An 11,804-nucleotide genomic window follows, 5' to 3' on the forward strand; every position below is an offset into this window, starting at 1 on the left:
GTCAGGATGCCATCTTTGCCGCTGAGGTCTTTGCCCTCACGCAGCGCCTTGATAGCAGCATCCATATCGAAAGTATGTTTAGTCATAGGTCATCTCTTTTTTGCTAATGATAAAGAAATGACACAGAATTCTGAACACTACCTTTTAGTAGGACTATTCAACAGTCAGCACCAAACACCCCGCCATCACCCTGACCTTGACCGGCGTATTGATCTCAAACCCCGCTTGGCGCAGCCAGTGGCCTTTCATCTGAATCCACGGCACTGAGCGGTTGCCGGAATAGGGGGACTGCGCCTTGAGACGGTATTCATAGTAGGTCTCGCTCACCTTGATGTGGCGCTCTTCGCAGGGTTTGCTTTTACGCAGGCGTACGCCTGTTTTACCATTGCCGGTAGCCATGACTCACTCCAATCCAGTGGGTTGTGGTTAGCTGGCTGGTTGGGTTGCCCCCCAACCAGTCAGCGCCTTGTAAACGCCTCAGCCTTTAGCGGCTTGTCTCCCCGAGTCCCAGCGCCGGGACTGGTATTTAATAATCAGGCTTTCTAGCACTTCGCGTACCACCATCTGCTCATCAGCGGGCATCTGACTCACGGCTTCGAGCTGTAATGCCAGGTCTTCACTGAGCACACGCTCATGTTCATCAAATAGCAAGAAGTCGGTACTGACATGAAGGGCTAGGGCCATCTTCTTCAAGGCGTCCAATGAGGGCTGGGCTTGTCCAGCCTCGTACTTCTTAAGGCTATTGACATGAACGCCAATGGTATCGGCCATTTGTTGCTGGGTCAGTCCCATGTCTTTGCGCAGGGCAATCAGTCGGACGGGTAGGCTCATCATCAAGAGTGTCCTGATTAATGTGACCATTATCCTAACCCCGGGCTATAAGTGTGTTGCACAGATATACATAACTATGTACCATAATAATCCATAAGTATGGCCTTGACAAGATTTTGCTGAAAAGGGGGATACATATGGCACGGATACCAACGGATGAGCTGGAGCGCATCAAGGAAGAGGTATCCCTGTTGCGGCTGATAGAAAGCCAGGGCTACCAGCCCCAAAAGCGGGGCAAGGATTACGCCATTCGCTGCCCCTTCCACGATGAGAAAACCCCCAGCCTGATCATCAGCCCCAAATCGAACCTGTTTCACTGCTTTGGCTGCGGTGCGGCCGGTTCCGTGATCGACTGGGTGATAAAAACCCAGGGAGTGAGCTTCCGCCATGCGGTGGAGTTGTTGCGGGATGATGTCTCTGTCTTAGCTGCCGCCCCTTCTGTGAAGGGGAGTGCCCCGGTCAAACGGGCCACCGTGCGCAAGCTGGAGAGCCCGGTATCGTTGGACGCCGGCGATCGGGCGGTACTGGACCAGGTGATCGACTTCTACCACCAGGCCCTGCTGGAGTCCCCCGACGCGCAAGACTATCTCAAGAAACGCGGCCTCAATGACCCGGCCCTGATCCACGCCTTTAAACTGGGTTATGCCAACAGAACTCTCGGCCTGCGCCTGCCGGAGAAGAACCGCAAGGCCGGCAAACAGCTGCGCGAACAGTTGCAGCGGCTGGGGATTTACCGGGACACCGGCCGCGAGCATTTTAACGGCTCGCTGGTGATCCCGGTCTTTAATGCCGCCGGTCAGGCCAGCGAGATTTATGGCCGCAAGCTGCAGGACAACCTGCGCAAGGGCACGCCCAAACACCTGTATCTGCCGGGGCCGCACCAGGGCGTGTTCAATCGGTCCGGTCTAAAAGCGACCGAAGAAGTGATCCTGTGCGAATCCCTTATCGACGCGCTGACGTTTTACCGCTGGGGTTTTTGCCATGTCACCAGCAGCTATGGCACCAACGGCTTTACCGACGAGCTTCTGCAAACCTTGATCGACCACAAAATCCAGCGCGTGCTAATCGCCTACGACCGCGATGCCGCCGGCGATAAAGCGGCCGCAGAAGTGGCGGAAAAACTCCAGTCCCACGGCATCGACTGCTTCCGTATCCAGTTCCCGAAGGGCATGGATGCCAATGACTACGCAAACCAGATGCAGCCAGCGCAAAAAGCCCTGGCGCTGGTCATCCGCCAGGCGGAGTGGATGGGCAAGGGCAAAAGCAAGCCGGTCATTACCAGCGCGGCCACGGTGCCGGAAGTTGAAAAGGTTAAGGGAAATGCACAACACACGCAGGTAACCGGGTTGGTGTGGTGGGCGAGGAAACCAACAAACTCACCGGCTACCTGGCCTGTGTCTCCAGAAAACTGGAGCGGCCCCTGGCGGTAATGATCCAATCGTCTTCAGCCGCCGGCAAAAGCGCGCTGATGGAATCCATCCTCGCGCTGATACCGGAAGACGAACGGGTACAGTACTCGGCCATGACCGGGCAATCGTTGTTTTACATGGGCGAAACCAACTTAAAACACAAAATACTGGCCATTGCCGAAGAAGAGGGCGCGAGCAATGCCACCCATCCGCCTGTCACACGCTTTGCAGGAAAAAGCGCAAAGCGAAGTGCCAGGCTCGCCCCGTGCCGGCGGACAGCGCAAACCGTCCGCTCCGCCTCCGCCACGAAAGGCGTGGCTGCGGGCAGTTCTACGCTGCGCTCCAAACTGCACAGCGCAAAAAGATGGCTGCAAAGGCAAGCTCGCATCTGTCACCCCGCTTGCAGTAAAAGCGCAGCAGGGCGCCAGCTGCAATCTTCCCTTAGCGGCCGCTCTCCCAGCCATGCCTCCCCCGGCGCGCTAAAAAGCGCGCACCTCCCCGCCCGAACAACACCTGCCCGCCGGCACGGGCAAGCCCTGTGCCGGCTGGGGTGAATGGGCTTTGTAGGTAGTTTGTGCCAATGTCAGGCGGCTAAAGGCGGGCAGGCCGGGCTGGTCGCAGGGTGTTTGTCCCCCGCGCCTGTCGGCGCGCCCCCAAGGGGGCTAACTCTGTTGTGAGTTTATCCAGTGCGCGCGGAATAAAGCCGGGGGGTTTTAATCACCATCCACCGCCGCGCTCAAGGTTCACCAATGTTAAGCGAAAAAGTGCCTTGGGGTTTGTAACCTGATAATCTATACGCGCCTTGGCGCAAACGCTCTTTAACTCGTTGATTGCATTGGGGTTGTAGGGAAAATAACGACGGTTCCGCGTCGGCACAACTCTTTTGGCCAGAGTGATATTAACGAAACCATCATCTCAAATGACGGCCCTCCGTTTGATGATATTCCTACATTGCCGACAGGTAATGAGCCTAGTACCATAGATCATTCGCTAGACTTAAAAGATGTCGGCAGAGAAGTTCTGCGTTTACTCGAAGGCATTCCAGGTGAGGGCGCCGTCGTCGGCGGGGCAGTCAAATTTGGAACTTTTCTGTTTATCAGAAATGCTACAGAAGGGGTGCTTGATGGTGCAAACTTTGCACAGAAAACTTTTGGAAAATTTTTTAGTGAAGGCGGTAAATTTGCAGGGCGGACAGTAGATGATATCGCTGCTGCAATTAAATCAGGAAATCTCAAGGTTTCGGATGTGCCGATTGACTACATAGTGAGAAACGGTAATACATTAATCCTTAACACTCGATCTTCCCAAGCTTTGATGAGAGCAGGCATCCCTAGATCCCAGTGGAGAGCAGTCAATCGAACTGGTAGTGCTTCTTATGAGGCAAGGCTTACCGGACAATTAAAAAGAAATAAATTGACGGATGAAGGTATTTCAACGGTAAGGCAAGCAGGGGAGTTTTAGTATGAGTATTACAACAGATTGTTATTCACTGCCAGAGCCCTCGACATCATCCGTATCGGGTGTTTACTTGGAATTTCCTGGTAGGATTCTTAAGCTTTATTTTGACTACGATAGAGATGGTGTCATTTATAGCAGCGGTTTGCTTTTTAAGAATGTTCGGGCTCATTCTCATGTCGCTGAATCCCATTGTCCGGCTTGGAAGATTGAGAAGGCTTATGACAGCTTAGTTAAAATCTCCAATTCAAGTTTAGTAAATGAGTTGGTGGAGTCTACAGCAGAGGATCAGCGCACCTCGTGGAAGTTAAATCACTACATGATTTATTTTGATAGTGATGGATGTTATGAAATTGTTGCGGAATCTTGGGAGGAGTTGCCGGAAAAGCAAGGCAGCTTAAGTAAGCGTTGATAAATATTGTACAGGAACATGTTTAGTTAGCCACACACTGTTATCTGACAGGAAGAATGTGTAGCCTTGCTTGAACATATTTCCAGCGTCAACTTTTAAGATTACGGGACTTCCATAACGTTGGCCAACAACAGTGGCCGTAGCGACATCAACTGACAAGTGGACGTGGTGTCGCTGCCCAGCTTTTAGTCCATCTTGTTTTATTGAATCCACAAAACGACTAGCAGTTCCATGATAAAGAACGGGTGGTGGCTTTTGTGGAGTTAAGCCTAAGTCCACTTTAATCGAGTGCCTTGATTGGTACGGATATACAGCCCATCGCTAGAAAGAGCAAAGCGCTGTTTGTCGCTAGATGCGACAACCTCTTTAATTAAATCTTTAGTGAGACTTGCTTTAGGCTTCGCTTTTTCGATAAGTTCGGTAATGGAGGCCCATCCTTGAGAGTCAAGGGTTAAGCCTATGTCGTCAGGCTGGTGGCGAAGAATGAAGCTTAGAAATTTACTAGTTTTTTTTAAATCTTGACTCATGTTTTTTATGCTCGGTATGTTCTATGGTGCGCTATAGACACCCCGCCATCACCCTGACCTTGACCGGCGTATTGATCTCAAAACCGGCTTGTCGTAGCCAGTGGCCTTTCATCTGAATCCACGGCACTGAGCGGTTGCCGGAGTAGGGGGACTGCGCCTTGAGGCGGTATTCATAGTAGGTCTCGTTCACCTTGATGTGGCGCTCTTCGCAGGGTTTGCTTTTACGCAGGTGTACGCCTGTTTTATCATTGCGGATGGAAGGGCTCCCTTCGGAGCTGACGGAAAATAAATGAATACGTTTAACCTCGATTAAAGTTCGGAGGGCTACCCTCTCCTCGAACAGCACTAAAAATTAAAGTGCCCGTTTAGTGAGGCAAAATCAAACCCGGGGTTGGGATTATTGGTATAAGCATTGGAAAAGTGGCTGTAACGCAGAGACAAGGTGTGGCCACTGGAAAAGCGATATCCCAATGCAAAGTGTAAGGCGAAATTGAGCTTTGTACTGAGTTGGATATCACCAAAATCCCTGCGACTCAGGTAGGAGGCGCCAACACCGGCTTCAGCAAAAGTACCGCTGGGCTCATTGCGTGGATACCAGCGTAGCACCGGCTTGATTTCAACAATATTCTGTTGTTGATTTTCGTTGTGGTGTGCCAGGCGCAGGTAGGAGTAACTTCCCTGGCCCCACCATTGCCAAAGATATCTTGCGTTTCCGGATGAGGCAAAGAGATAGGAATAATTCACGCCCGCCATTTCCGCAGCGGAAATGGAATTTCTCTGCAGCAGAGCCTTTCCGAGCCCCTTGCCGGCACTGACAATCAATTCCTGCTCAGCAAAAGCAGTTGGGGAGATGGAAAACCCGCAAATGGCGAGAAGTATACAATTGATCACTCCGGTGCAATGCGCACTTGCGGCAATAGATTTACACATAACCTCAGTTGGGTAACTCACTGCTAAAAGTCGTATTTAAGATTAGTAGGAATGTTGTTGGTGGCAAGAGTGTTGACCCTGGCGGAGTGATCCCCCAGAGAGCCGGGTAAATACACGACAAGGGGAAACCGATGCCAGCGGCGGGTCGGTTGCGGGCACTGTATTATCGCCATTGTCGTTTCAGTTGGCGGAGGGCATCCGAGTGGAGTTGACGGGCGCGCTCCTGGCTGAGGCCGAGCTGTTCGCCGATCACACGAAAAGAGCAGTCCCTGTCAGAGGCGAGCCCGTAACGCAGATTTAATACGGTGCGCTGTCGCGCCGGCAGGCGCTCGACCGCTTCGCGCAACCGCTCTGCCAGTTCCTGATTGGTGACCAGCGCATCGGTGTTGTACAGCTCGTCGGCGGGCGCATAGTCGAGCCGGGTACTGCTTTGATCATCCGCGACAGGGTCGTCGAGTGAACCGGTGGGGCCGGGCAATTTCAGCAGGCTCTGGATGCGTTCCAGGTCCAATCCCGTATGCCCTGCAAGGTTCTCATCCGAGGCCGGCAAACCCTGCGCGCGCACTTCGCCAATGGCCCGATATATGCTCCGAAGGTCGTCCTGGACATTGGCAGGCTGGCGCACCAGATCCTCGTTGCGGCGCAGAGCCAGCTGGATTTCCTGCTGTATCCACCAGTAGGCATAGGTTGAGAAGCGATAGCCCATCTGGGGTTTAAAGCGCTCTATGGCTTTCATTAACCCCACATTGCCCTCCTGAATCAGATCGATAAAGGGCACAGCCGGATTGCGAAACCGCTTGGCAATGGCAATGACCAGGCGCAGGTTGCACTGGATCAGTTTTTTGCGCTGTTTTTGGAAGCGCTGCAGTAAGCCGGTCAGCCGACTGCGGTCCCGCGGGAGAAGAGCTCCCAGTGTCAGCAGTTCCTGGGCATGGCCTATGATCAGGCCGTGATCATAGGCCCCGGTGCTGCCTCTCTGCTCAACGCCCTCGCTGCGCAACTGCACCGCTTGTTTGCCATAGTGTTGTAACAGGGCGATTAATCGGTCCTCCAAATCCCGCAGCAGGCAGGTGGTACTGTGCTCTTCCTCGGGAGTGAGTAAGTCGAGCCGGTACAGGTGTTTGAGATAGCTTTGCATTGGGGTGCTGCCACTCTCAGTGAGCGGCTCCCCTGATGCGGGGATCTCTCCGATATCCGGTCCAGGCTCTGCATGGCCACAGGCACCTGTGCCGGAATCGGATAGGGCTTCGTCTGTATCCTTCAGCCAATCTTCATCCCTTGAGTAAAACTTTTCTCGGGACAAATGCCTAAACTCTCTGTACGTAGTGTGTGAACGCTGTAAGCGGTTGGGACCAGGCGCGGTTTGGCGCCAAATTCACTTTAAATATAGTTGAATGTTGAAATAAGCGCCTACTTTGAAAGTGACTCTTGAGTCTTTTATTTTTTAAAAAGCAGGCGCAGGGGAGTGCATATAGGCGGGGCTGTATTTGGCTCTGTCCCCAATAGGGCGTTAGAGGGCTATTTTAATCGTTTTACGCGAATCTTGCGCTTACCTTCCGCGGGTTTCATAAAGAAAGAACCCAGGAGTCCGCGCTCTATAATTACTCGGTTACCGGTCTTCCAGCGTATTCGGTTGCTATCGATTTGTTGCCAAATTTGACCATTAGCCAAAGTGATTATCTGCTTGTCGTAGGCATTTGCTCGGATATGTGTGATTGTTGCCTCGATAGATTGCGGGGCCTGCGAAATTTGTTTCTGCTCACGGCCAAAATCCTGTTCGGCGCGTTGTCCGAGTGTAGCGCTAAGCTTGTCATAGCATATCAAGCGGCTGTTGTCGGGCGTTATGTGGGAGCACTCCTGGAGTTGCTCGCTCAAAGTATGGGCAGATATACCGGGGGCTAGTAGGGCCAACAGGGAGAGCGAGAGTAATGCTTTCATCACTTCGATACTGTCTTGCCATTCATTGCCGCTATTCTGCCCGAGTTGTGGTAAGTGAACAAATAAAATTGTGCGGCCTTTCACACCATTGATCGGGAGCGCATGGAAAAATAACTGCCAGTGGAATTTGGTGCTTGGTGACAGTCCAACTCCAGAAGGGGAGCGGATGCCGCTCTTCCTGAATTGATCCTTTATCAAACAACTAAAAAAACATAACTTCACATTACCCGGGGGCGAAAAATGAAAAGCTTGATTACTCCTGCTGCCGTTTGTACTGCTATTGCAGGCTACTTCATTTTTGAGGCATTACAGCTTTCGGTTTCAGAGGGTGCCTATGCCAGGGCAGGGGACAGATGGACGGCCCAGCTCCTGAAGGGCCAGGAATTACAGCCTAATGAGCCTGGCAAGAAGCAGCAGGGGATTAAAGACGCTGGTATGCATGATGGCAGTGAGATATTGGAGTTTGAAGGGGATATTTTTGCCGATGTTCCCGAGCACATGGCGCCGGGAGATAGCGATGCCGAATCAAGTCGGAGTCCGGCAGGTGATGATAACAAAGCGGACCAAAAGTAGGTGGTGATCAAGGTGCGCGCATAAGAAACCGGGCTGAGCCTGGCTTCTTGTGGATTGGTAGTGGGCTCAGCGCTTCTGCGCGCTGAAGTGTTTGCCGCTCTGACCTCGGCTGTCATCACCCAGCAGGTACAAGTAGGTAGGCATGATTTCCTCGGCGGGCACTACCGACTGAGGGTTTTCAGCAGGGTAGGCACTCGCACGCATTGTCGTGCGGGTGGCGCCTGGGTTGAGACTGTTTACACGGATATTCGATACACCCTCCAACTCATCTGCCAATACCTGCATTAATCCTTCTGTAGCAAATTTTGATACGGAATAGGCGCCCCAGTAGGCCCGTCCTCTCAGGCCAACGCTTGAGCTTGTGAAGATGATTGATCCCGCCTCGGACTTCTCCAGCAGGGGTAGTAGCGTCTTGGTGAGCCCAAATGCCGCGTTGACATTCACTTGCATCACCTGCTGCCAGATGGAGAAATGGTAGTTGGCTATTGGTGTGCGCTGGCCTAAAAGACTGGCGTTGTGCAGAAGGCCATCCAGACGGCCAAACTCCCCTTCGATTGCCTCGGCAAGATTGTCAAAATCCTCTATACGGGCCCCGTTCAGATCCATGGGAAAAATAGCCGGCTGAGGTCCCCCGGAGACTTCGATCTCGTCATAGACCATCTCGAGCTTTGCTGTGGTCCGCCCCAAAAGAATGACACTTGCCCCATGGGCGGCAAAGGTTTTGGCCGCAGTTTTGCCGATACCGTCCCCGGCACCGGTGACGAGTATGACTTTGCCTTTGAGGAGGCTGATGGGCGCGACATAGTTGCCGAAAAATTCTGACATGAAAAATCCTGATACTGTCCCGCTGCTATTGGGGCCGGGTGTTACTGCTTGGGTTCAATATACTGCTGTCGCAGCAGTGGCCAGATCTCAGCTGCCGATTGGATCAGGTGATCCGCCCCCCAACTGGCAGGGTTTTCCGAGGCGTCGATGTAGCCATAGTTGCAGGCGATGGTGGGCATGCCTGCACGCTGGCCGGCGACAATATCCCGCTTGTGATCGCCAATATAAATGGCTTCTGAGGGATCGCAGCCGATTTTAGCGCAGGCAAGCAAGATTGCCTCGGGGTCCGGCTTGGATTTCCTGACGTGGTCGGGGCAGATAACTGCGGTCGGGGGTGGGAGGTGGCTGAAGGCCTGCATCAGTGGCAGGGTAAAAGCCTCCGGTTTATTGGTCACAATACCCCAGGGAATATTGTTTGCCAGAAGCGTATCCAGCAGGACCTCTATCCCGGCAAAAGGGACGGTCCTTTCGGCAAGGTGTGCGAGGTAGAGATCCAGCAGACGCTGCAGCAGGCTGTTGAACCCGGGGTCGCCCTCCTTTTTGCCAAATCCCAGGGTCACCAATGCCCGGGAACCGTTGGAGACCGCACTTCGAATGATCCCGTCGGGCAGGGGTGGCAGTTGCTCCTGTTGTCGCAGTTGATTGAGTACAACAATAAAGTCCGGCGCCGTATCGAGGAGCGTGCCGTCCAGATCAAATAAAACCGCTTTCATTCGCTTGGCTTGCTTATTCAGGTTTGCTGGCATACATCAGGTAGTTCACATCGACGTCGCGGTCGTTAAGTCTATAGATTCGAGTGATCGGGTTATAGGTCATGCCGGTCATATCGCGAAGCGCCAGACCCGCCTCGCGCAGCCACTTGCCCAATTCCGAAGGGCGGACAAACTTGCCGTATTCGTGGGTACCTTTGGGGAGTAGTCGCAGGAGATATTCCGCCCCCACAACAGCGAACAGCCAGCCTTTGGCGGTGCGGTTGATGGTGGAAAAGAAAAGGTGGCCGCCGGGTTTGACCAGTTTTGCACAGGCGCAAATGACCGAGGCGGGGTCGGGAACATGCTCCAGCATCTCCAGACAGGTGACGATATCAAAGTGTTCGGGCATTTCTTCAGCCAGTGCCTCAGCGGTTATCTGGCGGTAATCCACTTCGATGCCGCTTTCAAGGGCATGTAATCTGGCGACGTTCAGGGGCGCCTCGCCCATATCAATCGCGGTGACTTCCGCACCTCGATGGACCATGGCTTCCGCCAGAATGCCGCCGCCACAGCCGACATCCAGCAATTTTCTGTTGGCGACTGGCGCGTGCCCGTCAATATAATTGGCGCGCAGGGGGTTGATTTCGTGTAGTGGTTTAAATTCGCCTTCCCTATCCCACCAGCGGCTGGCGAGCTGTTCAAACTTGGCGATTTCCGCGGGATCTACATTATTGCTCATGAACTTTTCTGCAAACTCCGTCGCTAGTAGCCGGGTCTGTCCGGCCATTGGACACTGGCGGTGCGTTCGCGTCTAGCGCGCCTCGCCGGCGATTCTATCACGCCAGAGGTGTGCCCGCTGGATTACCTCGGTCTCGTTCAGAGTTTGTAGCCGGCGCTCTTTTAAAAGCTGCTTGCCCGCAACCCAGACGTCCGTGACCTTGTGTCCTCCACCGGCATAAATCAACTGGGACAGGGGGTTGTGTACCGGTTGCTGCTCCAGTCCACCCAGATCGATAGCCGCGATATCGGCACTTTTCTCCACTTCGAGGCTGCCTGCGATGGTTTCGATGCCCAGAGCGCGAGCACCGTTAATTGTGGCCATCGCGAGTGCCTGGTGCGCCGGCAGGGACGCAGCACTGCCACTGACGGCTTTTGCCAGCAGTGCGGCGGTGTTGGCCTCTGCGAACAAATCCTGGCGGTTATTGCTGGCGGCGCCATCGGTTCCTAGGGAGACGTTAATACCCGCCTTGAGCATTTCGCTGGCGGGGCAAAAACCCGATGCCAGTTTAAGGTTGGAGGATGGGCAGTGTGCGACATGGGCGCCGCTCATTTTCAGTAGCTCTATATCCTGCTCATTGGCTGCCACCATATGCACGCAGAGGGTCTGCGGTCCCATCAGGCCCATGCGCAACAGCCTCTCGGTAGGGCGCTCCCCAGATTGTGCCAGGGCATTCTCGACTTCCCGATAGGTCTCGTGCAGGTGTATTTGTACCGGGATCTGTGCTTCGGCAGCGTATACCGCGATTTTTTCCAGGGTCTGGTCCCCGACGGTATAGGGAGCATGGGGGGCAAAAACCACTTCGATACGCTCGTGTGCGCGGTAGTCATCGCGCAGGGACAGACCCTTGTGTAGCGCCTCCTCGCTGTGGCGGCTCCAGGGGTTCGGACCGTCCAGCACCGGGAAGGCGATGTGGGCGCGGATACCGCTCTCGCGGGCGGCCACCGCTACAGCTTCGGGGAAAAAGTACTGGTCGGAGAAGGTGGTAGTGCCTGAACGCAGCATTTCGGCGATGGCCTGGCGGCTGCCGTCTGCCACAAACTCCGGGCCCACCCAGCGCTGTTCCACCGGCCAGATTTGCTGTTCGAGCCACTCCTTGAGCGGGCGGTCATCGGCAAAACCGCGCAAGAGTGCCATGGGGGCATGGTTGTGGGTATTGATCAACCCCGGAATCAGTGCGTGTTGGTTAAGGTCAATTTCGTGTTTTGCCGCGAAGCGGAGTTTGGCTTCTGCCGACGGCAGCAATGCTGTAATGCGCCCCTGAACAATGGCCAGGGAGCAGTGTTCATACACTTTTTGCTCTGGAATGACCGGGATAATCCAGCGTGCATGAATCAGGGTGTCTACGAATTGGTGCATTGGACTATATGATGATGGCAGCTGAGGTGGAGAGTCACTTTAGCGATAGAGTACAAGCGCAGCAACCGGGCAGTG

15 protein-coding genes and 1 pseudogene are annotated in these 11,804 nt (G+C 53.9%); 5 read left to right on the forward strand and 11 right to left on the reverse strand.

Annotation, left to right across the window (positions count from 1 at the left end):
- Nucleotides 1-153: 153 nt before the first annotated feature.
- Nucleotides 154-399: a SymE family type I addiction module toxin gene (locus ACL7TT_RS11045; protein WP_413395420.1), complete on the reverse strand. Its 246-nt coding sequence runs from the start codon at nt 397-399 to the stop codon at nt 154-156.
- Between the two features lie 78 nt (nt 400-477).
- Nucleotides 478-834 carry a helix-turn-helix domain-containing protein gene (locus ACL7TT_RS11050; protein WP_413395421.1) on the reverse strand — a complete coding sequence of 119 codons (357 nt, stop codon included), beginning with the start codon at nt 832-834 and terminating at the stop codon, nt 478-480.
- A 134-nt stretch (nt 835-968) separates the two neighbouring features.
- Here ACL7TT_RS11050 and ACL7TT_RS11055 point away from each other — a divergent pair, with 134 nt between their 5' ends.
- The 4 genes from ACL7TT_RS11055 (at nt 969) to ACL7TT_RS11070 (ending at nt 4,107) form a co-directional block, all read left to right on the forward strand.
- Nucleotides 969-2,261, forward strand: coding sequence for a CHC2 zinc finger domain-containing protein (locus tag ACL7TT_RS11055; protein WP_413395423.1), 1,293 nt, complete (start codon nt 969-971; stop codon nt 2,259-2,261).
- Nucleotides 2,186-2,794, forward strand: a complete 609-nt coding sequence (locus ACL7TT_RS11060) for a hypothetical protein (RefSeq protein ID WP_413395424.1) — start codon at nt 2,186-2,188, stop codon at nt 2,792-2,794. The genes ACL7TT_RS11055 and ACL7TT_RS11060 overlap by 76 nt, the downstream gene beginning before the upstream one ends.
- Nucleotides 2,795-3,191: 397 nt before the next feature.
- Nucleotides 3,192-3,701 (forward strand): hypothetical protein, encoded by a 510-nt coding sequence (locus tag ACL7TT_RS11065; protein ID WP_413395426.1) that lies wholly within the window; start codon nt 3,192-3,194, stop codon nt 3,699-3,701.
- 1 nt (nt 3,702) lies between these two features.
- Nucleotides 3,703-4,107 (forward strand): hypothetical protein, encoded by a 405-nt coding sequence (locus ACL7TT_RS11070; RefSeq protein WP_413395428.1) that lies wholly within the window; start codon nt 3,703-3,705, stop codon nt 4,105-4,107.
- Here the strand turns inward: ACL7TT_RS11070 and ACL7TT_RS11075 are convergent.
- From ACL7TT_RS11075 to ACL7TT_RS11095, 5 genes and pseudogenes are all read right to left on the reverse strand, one after another.
- Nucleotides 4,093-4,634, reverse strand: a pseudogene (locus ACL7TT_RS11075) (RNA 2'-phosphotransferase). The gene ACL7TT_RS11070 and the pseudogene ACL7TT_RS11075 overlap by 15 nt on opposite strands.
- 31 nt (nt 4,635-4,665) lie before the next feature.
- Entirely contained in the window at nt 4,666-4,824 is a 159-nt protein-coding gene (locus tag ACL7TT_RS11080) for a SymE family type I addiction module toxin (protein ID WP_413395429.1), read from the reverse strand.
- Nucleotides 4,825-4,979: 155 nt separating this feature from the next.
- A complete protein-coding gene (locus tag ACL7TT_RS11085; protein ID WP_413395431.1) occupies nt 4,980-5,564 on the reverse strand; it encodes an acyloxyacyl hydrolase in 585 nt (194 codons plus the stop codon).
- 163 nt (nt 5,565-5,727) lie between these two features.
- Nucleotides 5,728-6,867, reverse strand: a complete 1,140-nt coding sequence (locus tag ACL7TT_RS11090) for a sigma-70 family RNA polymerase sigma factor (RefSeq protein WP_413395432.1) — start codon at nt 6,865-6,867, stop codon at nt 5,728-5,730.
- Nucleotides 6,868-7,082: 215 nt separating this feature from the next.
- The gene (locus ACL7TT_RS11095) at nt 7,083-7,700 is read right to left on the reverse strand and encodes a hypothetical protein (RefSeq protein WP_413395433.1); all 618 of its coding nucleotides are present in this window, start codon (nt 7,698-7,700) and stop codon (nt 7,083-7,085) included.
- 42 nt (nt 7,701-7,742) lie between these two features.
- On the opposite strand from ACL7TT_RS11095, the gene ACL7TT_RS11100 reads away from it, so the two are divergent.
- Nucleotides 7,743-8,075 carry a hypothetical protein gene (locus ACL7TT_RS11100; RefSeq protein WP_413395434.1) on the forward strand — a complete coding sequence of 111 codons (333 nt, stop codon included), beginning with the start codon at nt 7,743-7,745 and terminating at the stop codon, nt 8,073-8,075.
- Nucleotides 8,076-8,141: 66 nt separating this feature from the next.
- Here ACL7TT_RS11100 and ACL7TT_RS11105 read toward each other — a convergent pair whose 3' ends face one another.
- The 4 genes from ACL7TT_RS11105 to ACL7TT_RS11120 form a co-directional block, all read right to left on the reverse strand.
- Nucleotides 8,142-8,900 carry a YciK family oxidoreductase gene (locus ACL7TT_RS11105; RefSeq protein ID WP_413395435.1) on the reverse strand — a complete coding sequence of 253 codons (759 nt, stop codon included), beginning with the start codon at nt 8,898-8,900 and terminating at the stop codon, nt 8,142-8,144.
- Between the two features lie 41 nt (nt 8,901-8,941).
- On the reverse strand, nt 8,942-9,613 hold the full coding sequence (locus tag ACL7TT_RS11110; RefSeq protein ID WP_299946024.1) for an HAD family hydrolase: 672 nt from the start codon (nt 9,611-9,613) through the stop codon (nt 8,942-8,944).
- Between the two features lie 13 nt (nt 9,614-9,626).
- Complete coding sequence (gene ubiG / locus ACL7TT_RS11115) at nt 9,627-10,331, reverse strand: bifunctional 2-polyprenyl-6-hydroxyphenol methylase/3-demethylubiquinol 3-O-methyltransferase UbiG (protein ID WP_413395436.1); 705 nt, start codon at nt 10,329-10,331, stop codon at nt 9,627-9,629.
- A 72-nt stretch (nt 10,332-10,403) separates the two neighbouring features.
- Nucleotides 10,404-11,729 carry a TRZ/ATZ family hydrolase gene (locus tag ACL7TT_RS11120; protein WP_413395438.1) on the reverse strand — a complete coding sequence of 442 codons (1,326 nt, stop codon included), beginning with the start codon at nt 11,727-11,729 and terminating at the stop codon, nt 10,404-10,406.
- Nucleotides 11,730-11,804: the final 75 nt, after the last annotated feature.

This window comes from Microbulbifer jejuensis (assembly GCF_047289955.1).
GTDB lineage: Bacteria > Pseudomonadota > Gammaproteobacteria > Pseudomonadales > Cellvibrionaceae > Microbulbifer.